At 44.8% G+C, this 15,590-nt stretch carries 17 protein-coding genes; 14 read left to right on the forward strand and 3 right to left on the reverse strand.

The genetic code is table 11. The features are described 5' to 3' along the window. Positions 1-67: 67 nt before the first annotated feature. Positions 68-556 carry a hypothetical protein gene (locus tag WC496_12315; protein MFA5293798.1) on the reverse strand — a complete coding sequence of 163 codons (489 nt, stop codon included), beginning with the start codon at positions 554-556 and terminating at the stop codon, positions 68-70. 4 nt (positions 557-560) lie between these two features. Next, the gene (locus tag WC496_12320) at positions 561-1,118 is read right to left on the reverse strand and encodes a sigma-70 family RNA polymerase sigma factor (protein ID MFA5293799.1); all 558 of its coding nucleotides are present in this window, start codon (positions 1,116-1,118) and stop codon (positions 561-563) included. Positions 1,119-1,281: 163 nt separating this feature from the next. Here WC496_12320 and WC496_12325 point away from each other — a divergent pair, with 163 nt between their 5' ends. The 6 genes from WC496_12325 (at position 1,282) to WC496_12350 (ending at position 6,431) form a co-directional block, all read left to right on the forward strand. Then, positions 1,282-2,451: a GspE/PulE family protein gene (locus WC496_12325; protein MFA5293800.1), complete on the forward strand. Its 1,170-nt coding sequence runs from the start codon at positions 1,282-1,284 to the stop codon at positions 2,449-2,451. A gap of 106 nt (positions 2,452-2,557) precedes the next feature. Next, entirely contained in the window at positions 2,558-3,751 is a 1,194-nt protein-coding gene (locus WC496_12330) for a type II secretion system F family protein (GenBank protein MFA5293801.1), read from the forward strand. A 199-nt stretch (positions 3,752-3,950) separates the two neighbouring features. Then, the gene (locus tag WC496_12335) at positions 3,951-5,198 is read left to right on the forward strand and encodes a type II secretion system F family protein (GenBank protein MFA5293802.1); all 1,248 of its coding nucleotides are present in this window, start codon (positions 3,951-3,953) and stop codon (positions 5,196-5,198) included. Next, entirely contained in the window at positions 5,195-5,575 is a 381-nt protein-coding gene (locus WC496_12340; GenBank protein ID MFA5293803.1) for a type II secretion system protein, read from the forward strand. Before WC496_12335 ends, WC496_12340 begins: the two co-directional genes overlap by 4 nt. Next, on the forward strand, positions 5,572-6,069 hold the full coding sequence (locus WC496_12345; protein ID MFA5293804.1) for a prepilin-type N-terminal cleavage/methylation domain-containing protein: 498 nt from the start codon (positions 5,572-5,574) through the stop codon (positions 6,067-6,069). The genes WC496_12340 and WC496_12345 overlap by 4 nt, the downstream gene beginning before the upstream one ends. After that, entirely contained in the window at positions 6,066-6,431 is a 366-nt protein-coding gene (locus WC496_12350; protein MFA5293805.1) for a hypothetical protein, read from the forward strand. The genes WC496_12345 and WC496_12350 overlap by 4 nt, the downstream gene beginning before the upstream one ends. Positions 6,432-6,437: 6 nt before the next feature. Here WC496_12350 and WC496_12355 read toward each other — a convergent pair whose 3' ends face one another. Continuing rightward, a complete protein-coding gene (locus WC496_12355) occupies positions 6,438-8,654 on the reverse strand; it encodes an alpha-glucuronidase family glycosyl hydrolase (GenBank protein ID MFA5293806.1) in 2,217 nt (738 codons plus the stop codon). Positions 8,655-8,790: 136 nt separating this feature from the next. On the opposite strand from WC496_12355, the gene rpmE reads away from it, so the two are divergent. The 8 genes from rpmE to WC496_12395 all read left to right on the forward strand — a co-directional run. Next, positions 8,791-9,042 carry a 50S ribosomal protein L31 gene (gene rpmE / locus WC496_12360; protein MFA5293807.1) on the forward strand — a complete coding sequence of 84 codons (252 nt, stop codon included), beginning with the start codon at positions 8,791-8,793 and terminating at the stop codon, positions 9,040-9,042. A 136-nt stretch (positions 9,043-9,178) separates the two neighbouring features. Further along, a complete protein-coding gene (locus WC496_12365; protein ID MFA5293808.1) occupies positions 9,179-9,931 on the forward strand; it encodes a class I SAM-dependent methyltransferase in 753 nt (250 codons plus the stop codon). A 17-nt stretch (positions 9,932-9,948) separates the two neighbouring features. Further along, on the forward strand, positions 9,949-11,037 hold the full coding sequence (gene prfA / locus WC496_12370) for a peptide chain release factor 1 (protein ID MFA5293809.1): 1,089 nt from the start codon (positions 9,949-9,951) through the stop codon (positions 11,035-11,037). After that, positions 11,037-12,449, forward strand: coding sequence for an anthranilate synthase component I family protein (locus WC496_12375; protein MFA5293810.1), 1,413 nt, complete (start codon positions 11,037-11,039; stop codon positions 12,447-12,449). Before prfA ends, WC496_12375 begins: the two co-directional genes overlap by 1 nt. 120 nt (positions 12,450-12,569) lie before the next feature. After that, the gene (locus WC496_12380; GenBank protein MFA5293811.1) at positions 12,570-13,055 is read left to right on the forward strand and encodes a hypothetical protein; all 486 of its coding nucleotides are present in this window, start codon (positions 12,570-12,572) and stop codon (positions 13,053-13,055) included. Between the two features lie 81 nt (positions 13,056-13,136). Then, positions 13,137-13,994, forward strand: coding sequence for an aminotransferase class IV (locus WC496_12385; protein ID MFA5293812.1), 858 nt, complete (start codon positions 13,137-13,139; stop codon positions 13,992-13,994). Next, positions 13,981-15,084, forward strand: a complete 1,104-nt coding sequence (locus WC496_12390) for a Nif3-like dinuclear metal center hexameric protein (GenBank protein MFA5293813.1) — start codon at positions 13,981-13,983, stop codon at positions 15,082-15,084. Before WC496_12385 ends, WC496_12390 begins: the two co-directional genes overlap by 14 nt. After that, on the forward strand, positions 15,069-15,590 hold a 522-nt coding region (locus tag WC496_12395; GenBank protein MFA5293814.1), incomplete at its 3' end, for an SMC-Scp complex subunit ScpB. The genes WC496_12390 and WC496_12395, both read left to right, overlap by 16 nt.

Here is a 15,590-nt window from a genome sequence, read left to right on the forward strand (position 1 = left end):
GCCACAGAGACGATTTTACTTTACAGCCACAGAGTTCACAGAGGACACAGAGATTATATATTAAATCTCAGGAGAAGATTTCGTCTGAAAGGTCCTGGCCTATCTGTTTCTGACAATAATTCTCTATGGCCTTTTTGCCGTCGGTCTGGAATTTTTCCATTGAATTAAAAATTCCTGTTTTTGCGAAGAAGAGAATCGCTATACAGGCGGCTGTATTGGCGAGCGAACCTTTCAAAGGCGCTAATCTTTCCAGAAGTCTCGGTTCCGGCCGGGCGATTCTTAGTTTGTCGGCTTTGGCTGTCCCGCGGACAGAATGAGCGAGAGTGTCTATGGTCTGCATATTCGCATTCTTCAGTAAATCGAGATTATGCGGACAGGACTTGAGAAGCGACATCGCAAGATATACTTTGCCGACAGAAGCGAACCGCTTCTGGCATTTAGGACATTTGACAATATGATTCTGGACCCAGGCTGCGTCGAAGCTTAAATAGCTGCCGATGATTTTGTTCAGCCGACCCCTGACGTCTCTGCAATTTGTTGTATTTTTATTTTTCATATTTTTATTCTTCTTTTTTATTCATCCATACTGCCAATAATTGTATCGCCCTGTGCCTGTATACCCTGGCGGTACCTTCTGTTAGTCCGAGTATTTTAGCGACCTGCGCATAAGGAAGTTCGGCCAGGTCGTGTAAAGTCACGACATCCTGCAACTGCTGGGGCAATTTAGTAATGTTGTCTCTAAGCTGCTGCTGTAAATAATTCGAATCCAAATCGTTTGCCGATGTTTCAGTTGTCTGATTAGCGGCGATTCCGGGAAGATTCTTTTTTTCAATGAGCCGGCGTCTCAAAATCGAGATTGCCGTGTTGGAAGCTGAACGGAAAATGTAGGCCTTGACGTTGCGGGGCTTGATGCCGTTTGCGTAGTGAGCCAGATGTAAAAATGTGTCCTGATACGCATCGCAGACGTCCTGCTCGTTGCCGAGGATTCGCCATAACATCGTTACAAGCTGGCCGCCGAACGAGTGCATCGCAGAGAGCACCCACTTCTGAGATGTACTCAGCGATTCAGGGATCGCGAAATCCCATAACAGCCTGTAGCTTTGAGCTTTGCTTAACATCGATATTCTCATGAAGTAAGACGCTGTTTATAATGCTATGTTAACAAAATTTTCGAAAAATTCAAAAAAGCTCGATTTTTTTGATAACGTTTATCGTTCAAATGCGTCTTTTTTGTAGAAAGATTGCTTCGGCCGCCTCCGGAGGCCTCGTAATGACAATAATATGAGCCCAAAAAGCACAAATAAAGAGTCGAAAGGTCGGGAAAACAAAGCACAGGACGTTGTGTCGCTGGTTGACGGGTTTCTAAAAGGGGCAGTCGATTCAGGGGCAAGCGATGTTCATTTTGAGCCGACTGAAAAAGAATTAGTTGTCAAATACCGGCTTGACGGAGTTCTTAAACAGGTCGAAACATTACCCAGAATTCTTTCCGAAAATGTCATCGCAAGATTAAAAGTACTGGGCAATCTCCTGACATACCGAAACGATATACCACAGGAAGGCAGAATAGAAATAGACGGACATAACGAGGGCGTAATCGACGAGAGACTCGCCATATTTCCGACGATACACGGACAAAGAGCGGTAGTAAGAATTTTTTACCAGTATAAGAACCTGACAGAATTAGAACATCTTGGTTTTTCAAAGGCCGTGCTGGAAACACTTAAAAAAATAGCTTTCAAAAATCAGGGCCTCCTTCTTCTGACCGGGCCGGCGGGAAGCGGAAAAAGCACGACACTGGCGGCGCTATTACGATTTATCCTGAAAAACTTTGCGGGTAAAAGCATTGTGGCACTGGAAGACCCTGTGGAAATGCGAGTCGAAGGAGTTACCCAGGTTCAGATTACGCCTTACGGCGAAATGACCTTCCCGACAGCTTTGCGGTCGCTGCTCAGGCAGGACCCGCAGGTGTTGATGATTGGCGAAATACGAGACGCAGAAACCGCGAAAATCGCAATCGAAGCGGCTCTTACAGGGCATTTCCTGATGAGTACAATGCACAGCGGGACGCCGGCGGCAGGGTTTCTGCGGCTGCTCGAAATGGGAATCGAATCCTACCAGATAACTTCAAGCGTAACGGCAATCTTAAACCAGAGACTCGTTCGCAAACTGTGCGATAAATGCAAAAAACAAAATCAAAAAACTTTTTATGAAGCAATCGGCTGTGAAAGCTGTCTGAATACAGGTTACAAAGGCAGGGCGCTGATTTCAGAGATTGTCGAACTTGACAGCGAACTTAGAAAAGCAATCGCAGAAAAGACCGACATCGAAAAACTCGAAGCGATACTGAAAGGCAGGGGACATACGAATATGCTGACCGACGGCAAAAGATTAGTCGGCCAGGGTATTACTACGGTTGATGAGCTGAACAGAGTCTGCGGAATAATTGAATAAAAATAGCCACAAAGGCACAAAGACACGAAAAGATATAATATAAAATATAAATAAAAAACTTAATGCCTTAGTGCCCTGGCAGCAGAAAATAGTTGGGAGATAAAAAATGGCGATATTCGAATATAACGCGCTGACCGCGACGGACAGATTGATGAAGGGGGCCATCGAGGCCTCTTCACCGCAGGAAGCGGCCAAGCTGCTGGCGGAGATGAAGCTTAATGTCAATTTCCTTGAAAAGGCCAAATATGAAGGACCCAAAACGGCTATCGGCAGAGATGAATTTCTGCTGTTCAATCAGCAGCTTGCTTCAATTACGAAAGCGGGCGTGCCTCTGGAACGGGGACTGAGAGAACTTTCTGCGGATATCGGCTCAAAAAAGATGCGAAAACTTGTTAACGATATCGCAGGTGAACTTGAAAGCGGGGAAAGTATTGAAAAGGCATTCGAGAAAAGACAAAAATATTTTCCGCCTTTGTATAGCAGGATATTAAAGGCAGGCGTTGAGACCGGCAGACTAAGCCAGATGCTTACAAATCTCAACAGGCATATCGAAATGTCGAACCAGACCAGAAAAATAGTTTTCGAGGCTATGTCCTATCCGTTTGTCGTGTTGACAATAGCTGTCATAATAATCAATTTTATCTATATAATGATTATTCCGAAATTTGCCACTGTTCTTGCGGATATGACGGGAGGCGAATTGCCGGCCCTGACGCGGCTTATTCTTCGGATATCAAAAAATGTTGCACCTTTCTGGCTTGGTGTCGGTGTTCTGGCCGGTGGTATGATAATTCTGAATATACTGCTGTCATCGATATCAGCGGGAAGAAGATTTAAGGAATCGCTGTTGCTGAGTTTTCCGATAATAGGCAGACTGCACCACAGCAGTGTTATGGCGAAAATGGCCGAGTCGATGGCGATAATGATTTCGGCTGGAGTGGATATGCCAAACTGCCTGAGATTAAGCGCAGAGGCATCGGGGAGCGAAAAACTTATTCACGAGACCGAATTTTTAGCAGAACAGGTAGAAAACGGGACTAATATAATGCAGGCAGGGCAGTTCTGCAGGATGATACCGAAACTTTTTCTTTACTCGATTCAATTGGGTTCACAGCGAAACGAGTTGGAAGACAATCTGCACAGTCTCAGTCAGATGTATGTCGAACAGGTCAAATGCAGCCAGGTGAGACTGCAGGCGGCACTATTGCCTATGATGCTGGTTTTTGTCGGCGGATTCATAGGTATGACAGTGCTGGCGCTTTTTCTGCCTATGATAAAGATTATTACGTCTTTGATGTGAGATTAAAATGTTATTAGCGATAACAATATTTGTTCTGGTTTTATATATTTTTCTGGGGTTCAAAACACCCCGATTCGCCATTATTACTTTGCCAGTTATTACAACCACTTTTATTATATTGTCTATAAGTAAAGAATTATTTGCACCTTCAATAATATCAATATGTATCTTTCCGGTCACGCTGATAACCATACTCTTTATGAAGCACGAACAAGACGTTGTTCCCTGGCCCAAGCGAGCGGCAAGGACAGCCCTTGTAACTCTTTCGGCGGTATTCTTATTGATAGTATTCATGTCGATAGCTTCTTTTCTGGGAGTTGCATACCTTGGCTTTCTGGGGCTTTTATTTGGTTATATGTTTGGTCTGGCCCTGACGCAGAAGAATGCCACTATTGCTGTCGTAATATCCACAATCGGTTCGAGTATCAGACAGAATCTGCCGCTGCCAATGGCACTGCAATCGGCAGCGGCAGATATTAAATATCAGCATTCTCAGGTGTTACGGCAGATTTCCAAATGGCTTGTTCAGGGTTATCCTCTAAGTGAATCAATCAAGCGGGGATTTATAAAATGTCCTGCCAGAATTACCGCCCTGATAGCGGCAGGAGAAAAGACGGGACAGGTACCTCAGGTGTTGCAGTCGATAGAAGCAGACCTGCTGGAAAAGGCGACAGACAACACAAGGATAAGGCCGGTGTATCCGGCGTCTTATTTTATTACAGTATTAATTGCGCTGTCGTTAGTTACACTCGGGCTTATGATAGGGGTGATACCAAAATTCAGTACCGTTATTAAGGATATGATGGGCGGCGAGTTGCCCAAATCCACAAGAATTCTTATTGCTATTTCCAATTATATTTGTTTCAGGTATGGCTGGTTAATAGTCATTGGAATCATATTTTTTATTGCCATTATTCATATTAAAGCGAGGTTTAGCTCACGCCGGCCTGAAAAGCCGCTGCTGTTTTCACGAATTGGAGATTTTATAAAATGGCATCTGCCCATTCTTCACTGGTTTGAAAATAATTATTCAACCCTGCAGCTTGTTGAGGTTTTGAAAATATCGCTTAATTCAGGAGCTGCTGTAAATGAGGCGATAAGAAATACAATTGACCTCGATGTGAACTACTATTTTAGGAAACGGCTGAAGAAATGGCTTGAAAAGGTCGAGGCAGGTGAGAATATAGCTGACTCTGCGAGAGAATGTGGGTTTGCAAATTCGCTAAGCTGGACGTTTGAGCAGCAGAAAAATCCTGAAAATACGCTGCCGGTACTGGAAATGCTCGAAAGCGTCTATCGTTCCAATTACAGCTACAGGGTAAATCTTGCCAGATTTATATTGTTGCCGTGCACGACAATATGCCTGGGAGCGATGGTTGGATTTGTTACTTACTCAATTTTTTCGGCGATAGTGGCAATTATTTATCAATGTGCGAGTTTAGTATGAGCAGGAAAAGACATAACGGTATTCTACTGACGGAAATGATAGTTACGTTGGCTGTTTTGGGGATTATCCTGGCCTGTATGGCATTGGCGATGAAGACTTTTAAAGACTTCAACCAATATCAATTAGTCAGGCAGAAGTGCATCGCGGCGGCACAGGCACAGCTCGACAGTATCGCCGTTACAGGAAAACCGATAGGCGAAGAGAATATCAAAAGATTATGGCCTAAAATGAAAACAGAAATCCGGCGAACAGACGGCTCCGGCCAATGGGAAGGACTGAAACTAATCAGAGTAAAGGCCACAGCGAAAGATATGCGTAAGGATATTTCCGTTGAACTGGCCAGATACCTTTCGCCGCAGGGAGAAATCCGGCAATGAGAAAAGGTTATTCATTAATTGAAATGCTTACAGTTATAGCGGTTATGGCGGCTATAGCCCTGCCGCTTTCCAGGTTATCGAAGGTTATTCTGTATGATGTGCCGAAATCCCTGAAACTGGTTGAGTGTAATACGAGTATGCTTAATATTCTGACGTATATGAAAAAAGATATCAATTCAGCGGCCGGCTTTCCGGAGTCATTCGACAAATATACGGCGAGCGAGAGATGTCTTTTGATCGAGCAGCAGAAAAAAGTTATTTGTTATCTTGTAGAACAGGAGGAAGTATCAAGGATTATAATTGGTAAAGAAGTGGAAATCACCTGGCGGATTCCGGACGGCAAAATCGAATGGCAGGTATGGCGAAAAAATAATGCCGGTTACGCGGTGGAAATCAAAAAATATACCGAATTAAAAAGCTATAATCATATAGAAAAGAAAATGGAAAACTCTTATCTGTATTTCGCAGATGCTTATTCGGAGGCGGTAAATTGAAAAAAGGTTTTGTTATGCTGACTGTTATTATGATGCTCTTTTTCATTGGCACGATGCTGTTCGTCCTGACCGGCGTATCGAATAAAATTACGTTTCAGACCAATCGGGCATACCTTGAGGCGGTCAGGCAGAATATGATTTCAAGCGGATTGTCTTTCGCAAAATATAATATCGAAAAAGAAAATATAAAAAACATCGAGCTTGATACTGCCGGTTTGGGTGCGACAAATGCGCAATTAATCGTCACAATGGGAAAGATCACAAATAAACAGGCCAATGTCGATATAAATACATCCTGCGGCTTCGGCAGTCAGAGGCTGGACGATAATAAAAAATATTTCGTCGTGCCGGACAAAAAATAAACGGGTCTATTTCCGCGTTTTCGGCTCGGCGAACTGCCGGAAATATTTAATACATACATCACGCCAAAGCTCGCCGTTTTCCTGTTGCTCTTTGAGGCGTTTACTGACGTCTTCGTATCGCCGCGGGTCGATTTTGCCTTCCAAAGTCTTCCAGATATTCCGCATTTTAGTTACATATTCAACGCCTGTATCATAGCGATACTGCATTTCATCCCATAACGTTCGGCCGGACTGCATACGGTAGTCCCAGGGGACGTGATGGAACCAAAGCAGAAAGTCTTCAGGGCAGGTTTCTATTTTATCAAACTGTTCTCGAAGGGGGCTGTGATACTGGCTGACGGCATCACTGCCTGTGCTGCTGCGGTCGAAACCTATGCCGTTGACATCGGCACGGTGATAATAAACGGAATTCCAGTCCGGCCGTTTTGCCTTGCTGAAGGAAGGTTCAGGTCCGTAGTGATGACCTTCCTTCATAATATGATGCAGACCCAGCGGCGTCATATAATCGATACAGGCCTGCCATGAGCCGAGCATTATAGTTTTAATCGCGTCAATAACGGCCGGGTCATTGGACCATGTCATCTCGGCCCATTCATCGCAAATTGATTCGGAACTTAACTGGTAATCCCACGCGAGGCGTCCAAAGGCATACCAGTTTGCCTGTGCAAATTGATGGCCGCACCAGTTGCGGTCCGAGCCGGTATTGGTTATGCCTATTATAACTGAAGATGTATGGCCGTCCAACGAACCATCGATAACCTTAGCGACGGTTGAGCCTGCTCCTTTGGCGTAAGTATCCGAGTTTAGTATCTCCTTCCACATAGGAGCCAGATAAACCAGATGAACGGACTGGCCGAGATATTCCTGTGTGATTTGCAGTTCGAGAGCCAGCGGCGTTTTCGGCATCGCGCCGAAAAGAGGATGGAACGGTTCCCGCGGCTGAAAGTCGATAGGACCGTTTTTGACTTCCACGAAAACATTGGGACTAAAGTTGCCGTCAAGAGGCACAAATTCCTTATAGGCGCATTTGAACCTGTCGGCGTCAATCGTCGTGTCATAGACGAAAGCCCGCCAAAGTACCGTTCCGCCGTGGGGTTTTAAGACCTCGGCGAGCATATCGGCGCCATCCTCGTGGCTTGCGCCGTAGTCCTGCGGGCCGGGCTGTCCTTCGGAACTTGCCTTAACCTGGAATCCGCCGAAATCCGGTATCATACTGTAAATTTCATCCGTCTTTTTCTTCCACCACTGGGCCACTTTCGGGTCGCGCGGGTCGCTTGTTTTCAGGCCGTCGAGCTGTATAGGGGCACTAAATAAAGGTGTCAGATATACACGAATGCCATACGGCCGGAATATATCGGCCAGCGTCGCTGTCTTGGCAATGTATTCGGCAGTCAGACTTTTAGCCTGGGCATTGACGTTGTTCAGGATAGTGCCGTTGATGCCAATCGATGCGCAGGCACGTGCATAGTCGTGATATCGCGGGTCGATTTTCGCCGGCAGGCTATCCCATTTCCAGAGCGACCGTCCCGCATAACCGCGTTCTATGGAGCCGTCGACGTTGTCCCAGTGACTGAGCAGCCGATGTTTAATCCGCGGACAACTCAGAATATCGAGATTTGAAATGTCCTGATGAGTCTGAAGTATTCTGAGAAAGTGGAATATACCGGTCAGAACGGCAGTGTCTTTGTTGGCAGCGATTAAGATATATTTATTTTCGCCGGACTGATGAAGGCGAACCAGGAATCCTTCGTCGCCAAGATTTTTGCGGTCGGCTTCCGATATATTTATATTTATTGTTTTGAGATTGCCGACAGTTCCCAATACTACCGCATTGCCTGCGGGTTTATTCGATTCAATTGGGATTTCACGGTCGAGCATCGTCGGCAGGGCACGCTTTAGCTCGCTTTCGATAATGTCAAATGTAGGGCCTTTGCCGAGGATTGCCGCGCCGCCGATTGCCTGACGGTATTGCGATAATAGATTCGGGTCGTCCACTTTGCGGTATTGCAGCCACAAGTCGTATCCATCATTATGTTTATTTGTCATAGTCTCTTTCTTTTCTTTGCTATGGTTCCGGTCGTATGGTTTCAATGCGGCCGGGCAGTTATTGTCATTTCCTGCGGCAGATACGTCAAGAACGATAAATTGCCCCATAAACAGGCATAAACAAATCCATCCGGATGCAATCCTAATTGTCTGTGTATTCAGCTTGTTTAACCTCATTTTTATGTTCTTTCTCGCATTTAACGTAAATATAGGACAGGAATAGAGTTTTGACAAGTTTTATTTAGCGGAATTAGGCTTGCATTGTTTGAAAAAAGCTATATAATACCGTGCTTTAGATTTTAAGGTGAAAAAGATGAAGAAAGACATACATCCGAAATATCAAACTGCAAAGGTCAAATGCGGCTGCGGCAATACGTTCGAGACCCGCAGTACGGCCAAGGAAATCCACGCCGACATTTGCTCGATGTGCCATCCGTTCTATACCGGCAAGCAGAAGTTTCTCGATACAGCCGGCAGAATCGAACGTTTCCAGAAGAAATACGGCCAAAGCTATATGGACAAGGCGCAGAAAGACGACAAAGCACCGCAGAACAAGGAAAAGTAGCTTATTTTTGTTGACAACTTACGCTGTTGGACTTAATCAAACAGATTATGTTCCGGCAGCGTAATTTTTTTGTACTTGCTGAAATAAAATTGTTCAAGATAAGTTTAAAAATTAAACGTACCTGAAACTGAAGGATATGAACAAGGCTCAGCATATAGACTGGCGAAATTGGATTGAACGCTACGACAGAATGCAGCGAAGGTATCTTGTTAAACGCAGCGAAAGATTCGACGTAATCGCAGGATTAATAAAAGCAGTATGTCCAAAGCCCAAACTCATAGTTGACCTGGGCTGCGGAACCGGAAGCCTGACCATCAGGCTGCTCGAAGAATTCGATTCGGCAAAAATTTTTGCGGTCGATTTGGACCCGGCCGTTTTGCTTCTGGCTGAACACAGGTTGAAGAATTTTAAGAATAGAGTTCAGATTGTGCGGTCGGATATGACCAAAATGGACTGGAATCAATGCATGGGCGCTGATACCGTAGTTTCGGCGACGGCCCTGCACTGGCTCAGCCCCAAGGACCTTGAGACGGTTTATTGTCAGATTCATAGAATTTTGCGTAATGGCGGCATCTTTTTAAACGCTGACCATGCAGGCAGTTCTAATAACCTGATTCAGCAGGGCTGGGAGTTTAATAGAGAACAAATGCGGTCGCAGGAACAAACGCAATCGGCGGAGGACTGGGATAGTTTTTGGCAGCAGTTATTTTCCGAGTTAGGCGATGACGCCCGAATCGAACGCCAGGAGGCTATCGGCCAATGGCAGGGGACGGAAAATGGAATGCCTTTGCAGCGGCATTTTCAAAAGCTCGAACAGTGCGGCTTTGAAGATATTGATTGTTTCTGGCGATGTGACTGCGATGCTGTTTATGGGGCAATCAAAAAATAAAATAAGGTTTTAATCTTATGAGCGAAACAAATAGTGCAGTAATAAAAAAACTCGAAGAGCTTGACGGGCGATACTCCGAACTTGAAAAGCAGCTTCACGACCCCGCTGTGAATATGGATTCGAATAAGGTTATCGCTATTTCCAAAGAGCAGGGCAAACTCAGGTCCCTCGTAACGAAATACCGTGAATACAGGAAACTGCTCTCCGAAACCGAACAGACAGAGACGATTTTGAACGATGCCGGGGCGGACGAGGAATTCAAACAGCTTGCCACGGAAGATTTGGCTAGGCTGAAGGAAAAGAAAGAGGCGATTTTCGAGCAGATAAAAGATTCCCTTGTTATGTCCGACGATGCGGCGGTAGGCTCGGTCATAGTGGAAATACGGGCCGGCACCGGCGGCGATGAGGCGGCGCTGTTCGCGCGTGATTTATATAATATGTATGCTCACTATGTGGATAAGCAAAAATGGAAAATCGAGCTTATGGATTTCAGCACAAGTGAACTGGGCGGTTTCCGCGAGGTCGTATTTAATGTGAAAGGCCCCGGCGTATGGGCGCATCTGGGCTACGAAGGCGGCGGGCACCGCGTTCAGCGAGTGCCTGAAACCGAAACGCAGGGCAGAGTACATACATCAGCGGTTACTGTCGCGGTTCTGCCCGAGCCGGAAGAAGTTGACATCCAGCTAAATCCGGCCGATATCAATGAATTTGTCAGCAGAGCGGGCGGCCCCGGCGGTCAGGCCGTTAATAAATTAAATAGTGCCGTAAGACTCGAACATATTCCAACCGGCATTACTGTAAATATGCGAGAGGACAGGAGCCAGCATAAGAACAGGGCAAAGGCGTACCGTTTGCTGCGGAGCAGAGTTTTCGAACATTACCGAAGTATTGAAAATGCAAAACGCGAGAAGACCCGAAAGACAATGATAGGCTCCGGCGACCGCTCGGAAAAAATAAGGACATATAATTATCCGCAAAACCGAGTTACCGACCACCGGATTAATCTGTCGCTGTATAATCTCGACAAGATTATGGACGGCGCAATGGACGACCTAATCGAGGGAATGATTGAATACGATAAAAAACTCAGACTTGAAAGTTTGTAATGATTGTTTCCACGGCTGAGGCTGTTTGTGCAAAGCGATGCCGGCTGGTTTGTAAGAAAGTATCGACTCAAATCGAATTACAAAAGCTGGTGCGGCATTTCGCAGCTCTTAATAGCCCCGCAATTCTCGGAGGAGTTAATCTGAATTCAGACAGGAGCCGCTACAGCTATTTTGCCGCGGAGCCTGTAGAGATTTTCGATTTTTCCGCATCAGAGGATAATCCATTTGAAAAGTTAAAAACCACTGTGAACAAGTATCGTCTCGATGACGATATAACAGGGCCGGAGGATGTTTTTACGGGCGGATGGATTGGGTTTTTCAGTTACGACCTTAACAGGTATATCGAGAACGTATCTTCACCGGCAGACGATTTGAACCTGCCTTTAATCAGACTATGTTTCTATGACAAGGTTATATGCTTCGACCATCTGAAGAATTGTTTCCATCTTTTCGCGATAGAACTGCCAAACGATAAAACAAGCGGTGAAGAAAAAATTGCAGAACTTGAAACTTGTTTAGCCCCCAGGCCTGTCCTGGGGGTTATAACCCCGACCACAGGGGTCGGGGCTAACCGAATGGATGGCACGTTCAAGTCTAATATGACGAAAGAATTTTATCTTGACGCAATCGTAAAAACAAAAAGGCATATTTACGATGGCGATGTTTACCAGATAAATTTCTCGCAGCGATTCAGTGCCGATTTCAAATCAGAGCCTTATAAACTTTTTCTGTGGCAGAATAAATTCAATCCCAGCCCGTACTCGGCATATATTGACGCAGGAGATTACCAGATAGTAAGCGCATCGCCTGAATTATTTATAAATATAAATAATGGCACAATTATAACCTGTCCGATTAAAGGCACAAGGCCGAGGACAGGCGAGAAGGCGGTCGATGAGAAAAATTACAATGAACTTATCGATAACGAAAAAGAAAAAGCGGAACTCGATATGATAATCGATCTTGAGCGGAACGACTTAGGCAGGATTTGCAGCCCCGGCACAATCAGGGTTACCAAAAGACGGGATATAGAATCTTTTGCGACGGTTTTTCACGCGGTTTCGACGATAAAGGGACAAATTCGGGAAGAAATTGATTTTGCCGATTGCCTCAAAGCTATTTTCCCCGGCGGTTCGATTACCGGCGCTCCGAAAATCAGCGCGATGAATATAATAAATGCCCTTGAGCCGATGGCGAGGGGACTTTATACCGGCTCTATCGGCTGGATAGACTTAAAAGGCAATGCGTGCTTGAATATCGCGATAAGAACAATTATCATAAAGGACAATGTCGCCTACGCCCAGGCCGGCGGCGGAATCGTCGCAGACTCCGACCCGCAGGCAGAATGGAATGAGACGCTGATTAAAGCAAAAGCATTATTGGCAGGAATAAAAGCAGTTAATATGCGATAGAGAAAAAATGAACCACGAATTAACACGAATATACACGAATTTCAAAATATTTAGCCCGCCGTTTCACGGCGGGTTTTCCTATTTTAGCCACAGAGCTTACAGGGGTCACAGAGGAAAAATATGAAAAAACATATTAATATATCAGAGTTTGTGAAAAGTAATCATAAAAATGGTGATATTGTTTCATTTAAAGTTAGCCCAATCACAGAATCAGGATACAGTTTTTGCTGTTGTTCAGGTTGTCTGCGAGAATTTTGGGATACAATAAATGACAAAATTTCCCCACAAGGGCCAATAGAACATGAAGGTTCGGCTATATTGAATATACAGAATGAGCAAGTAATATTGGAACAACACGAAAGCGGACCAGAATTGATCGCTTTCTTAATTTCTTTGGCCGCAACATCTGTATACGACTTTGTCAAATGGTTATTGCTATCTTCTATAAGTGCTTTTAAGAAAAAGGGTGCGACAAAAATAAAAATTACCAAGAAGATAACAACCACAAAACAAAAGATTGTTAATGAGTCTACGTTTGAGATAGATTTTAATAGTATTAAAAGTGCAAAAGAGATAGATAAAATAATAGATAGTTTTTTAAAATAAATTTCTCTGTGTTCTCTGTGGCTATAATAAAAAGAAATCTCTGTGGCTATAATAAAAAGAAATCTCTGTGGCAGGAAAAATATGAATAAAGTCTTTTTAAATAATGAAATAATAGAAAGCTCCGAGGCAAAAATAAGCTGTTCTGACGGCGGGTTTTTATATGGAGCAGGTTTATTCGAAACAATGCGGGCTTCGAACGGAGTCGTATTTGCTCTCGATGGTCATTTGGACAGACTTTTTACAAGCGCGGAGAAATTAAAAATCAATCTGCGCGGCGACCGGGAATTTATCGCTGACGCGATTTACCAGACATTAAACGCTAATGAGCTTAAAGATGCTCGAATCCGGCTGACCGCGACGAGCGGTGCGATAAATGCCGATCAGCCGGAGCCGACATTGCTTGTTACGGCGTCTAATTTCACCCCTTATCCGAAGGAATATTACGATAAGGGCATAATGGTTGTTTTGAACTCATACCGTCAAAATCCCGCAGATGTTTTGAGCGGACATAAGACGACGAGTTATTTTTCAAGAATATCCGCTTTGGCCACAGCTCACCAGAGGCGTGCGGCAGAGGCGCTGTGGTTTACAGTTGACGGCAGGCTTGCCGAAGGATGTGTAAGTAATGTATTTATCGTAAAGAATTCGGTTCTTTATACGCCTTCATTGAAAAGCGGAATATTGCCGGGCATTGTGAGAAAGACGGTTCTGACTCTTGCCGGAGAAAATTCGATAAAAGCGGAGGAAGCAGAACTTACCATCGATGATTTACTCGGCGCCGATGAAGTTTTTATTACGAATGTTATAATGCAGGTCTTGCCAGTGATAGCGATTGAATCGCATAATGTCGGAAATTCAAAGCCGGGAGCGATTACGAAAAAAATAACGGCACTTTTCTCCGAAAATTTCAATAAAGAGGTGCAGAATGTTAAAGGTTAAGGATTGCATAGACAAAATCGAGAAGATTGCTCCACCGGGGCTGGCGCAAAGCTGGGATAATACGGGTTTGCTTGTCGGCGGCAGCAACGCGGCGGTAAAAAAAATTCTGCTGACGATTGATATAACAAAAGACGTTGTCAAAGAAGCGAAACAGGCAGACTGTAATTTCATAATCAGTTATCATCCTGTAATCTGGGACGGCCTGAAGACTGTTGAAAAGGATTCTGTTGTTTATGAGCTTGTGAAAAGCGGCATCAGCGTTTATTCGATACATACAGCTCTTGACGCAGTTGTCGGCGGAGTAAATGACGGACTTGCGGAAATTGTCGGGATAAAAAATCCTGAGCCTGTCGGCGATTTTGTCGAAAACGGTAAGAATAATTACAAGCTTATAGTTTTTGTTCCTGTCGAATCGCTTCAGAAAGTTGCTGATGCTGTTTTTAATGCCGGGGCCGGTGCGATAGGAAATTACAGTCATTGCAGTTTCAGCACGGCGGGTCTTGGAACATTTTTCCCGCTCGATAGCGCAAAGCCTGCAATCGGGAAAAAAGGAAAATTTGCAAATGTAAAAGAAATTAAATTCGAGTCGATAGTTCCTGCTGAAAAAATAGAAGATGTTGTAAAAGCGATGAAGGCTGCGCATCCGTATGAGATGCCCGCGTTCGATGTTATAAAATTATATGAGACCAATGACAAAATCGGGCTTGGCAGGATAGGGCTTCTCGAAAAGCCCGTGCAGTTAAGTGCGATACTTAAAAGGATAAAGTCTGCTACCAGCGCCAAAGTCGCCGGAATGGTCGGGCCTAAAAAACGGATAGTCAAAAAAGCGGCGGTTTGTGCCGGCTCGTGCGGCAAACTGATAATGAATGTAATCGCTGAAAAGTGCGACCTTTATTTAACCGGCGAGATAAAGCATCATCAGGCTATCGCGGCCCAGGAAGCGGGCGTTACAGTTGTATGTCTGAGCCATACGGTTTCGGAAAGATTTATGCTTAAAAAAGTTGCAAAAGAGCTACAAAAAAGTTTAAAACCTGTTAAAATCTCCGTCAGTAAAAAGGATAAGGACCCCTTTGAATGGACAAGGATATGAGCGAAGAATTTCAGGAAGAAACTGATTTAACAGATATTTCCGCTGCGGCCGATGAGCAGGATGAGCAACAGCCGGAGCTGGACAATAAAGCCCCTGCGACGGCACAGGATGTAAATACACAAATAACCACCGAATCGGTAATAGAGGCGATACTTTTCGCTTCCGATGAGCCGCTCTCGGCCGAGAGGCTTGTTAATATCGCCCAGTTCAACGGCGGCGTAAAACAGGTTAAGAAATGTATCGAGACCCTCAATCAGCAATATATCGAAACCGGCAGGGCGTTCAGGATAGAGGAGATTGCCGGCGGTTTTCAGATGATGACGCTGCCTGAATATAATAACTGGCTCAAAAACCTGCTTCGCCAGCGGGGGGATAATAAGCTAAGTCCTGCGGCACTTGAGACGCTTGCCATTATCGCATATAAGCAGCCGATTATACGCGCCGATATAGAATCGATTCGAGGCGTCGCCTGCGGCGAGATGGTTCGCTCCCTGATGTATAAAGGC

The organism is Phycisphaerae bacterium, from assembly GCA_041652575.1.
Classification (GTDB): domain Bacteria; phylum Planctomycetota; class Phycisphaerae; order Sedimentisphaerales; family UBA12454; genus UBA12454.

Bases quoted from the DNA above. Each gene is read 5' to 3' on its own strand.
- WC496_12315 (MFA5293798.1), bottom strand. From the start codon at position 556: ATGAAAAATAAAAATACAACAAATTGCAGAGACGTCAGGGGTCGGCTG.
- WC496_12320 (MFA5293799.1), bottom strand. From the start codon at position 1,118: ATGTTAAGCAAAGCTCAAAGCTACAGGCTGTTATGGGATTTCGCGATC.
- WC496_12325 (MFA5293800.1), top strand. From the start codon at position 1,282: ATGAGCCCAAAAAGCACAAATAAAGAGTCGAAAGGTCGGGAAAACAAA.
- WC496_12330 (MFA5293801.1), top strand. From the start codon at position 2,558: ATGGCGATATTCGAATATAACGCGCTGACCGCGACGGACAGATTGATG.
- WC496_12335 (MFA5293802.1), top strand. From the start codon at position 3,951: ATGAAGCACGAACAAGACGTTGTTCCCTGGCCCAAGCGAGCGGCAAGG.
- WC496_12340 (MFA5293803.1), top strand. From the start codon at position 5,195: ATGAGCAGGAAAAGACATAACGGTATTCTACTGACGGAAATGATAGTT.
- WC496_12345 (MFA5293804.1), top strand. From the start codon at position 5,572: ATGAGAAAAGGTTATTCATTAATTGAAATGCTTACAGTTATAGCGGTT.
- WC496_12355 (MFA5293806.1), bottom strand. From the start codon at position 8,654: ATGAGGTTAAACAAGCTGAATACACAGACAATTAGGATTGCATCCGGA.
- rpmE (MFA5293807.1), top strand. From the start codon at position 8,791: ATGAAGAAAGACATACATCCGAAATATCAAACTGCAAAGGTCAAATGC.
- WC496_12365 (MFA5293808.1), top strand. From the start codon at position 9,179: ATGAACAAGGCTCAGCATATAGACTGGCGAAATTGGATTGAACGCTAC.
- prfA (MFA5293809.1), top strand. From the start codon at position 9,949: ATGAGCGAAACAAATAGTGCAGTAATAAAAAAACTCGAAGAGCTTGAC.
- WC496_12375 (MFA5293810.1), top strand. From the start codon at position 11,037: ATGATTGTTTCCACGGCTGAGGCTGTTTGTGCAAAGCGATGCCGGCTG.
- WC496_12380 (MFA5293811.1), top strand. From the start codon at position 12,570: ATGAAAAAACATATTAATATATCAGAGTTTGTGAAAAGTAATCATAAA.
- WC496_12385 (MFA5293812.1), top strand. From the start codon at position 13,137: ATGAATAAAGTCTTTTTAAATAATGAAATAATAGAAAGCTCCGAGGCA.
- WC496_12390 (MFA5293813.1), top strand. From the start codon at position 13,981: ATGTTAAAGGTTAAGGATTGCATAGACAAAATCGAGAAGATTGCTCCA.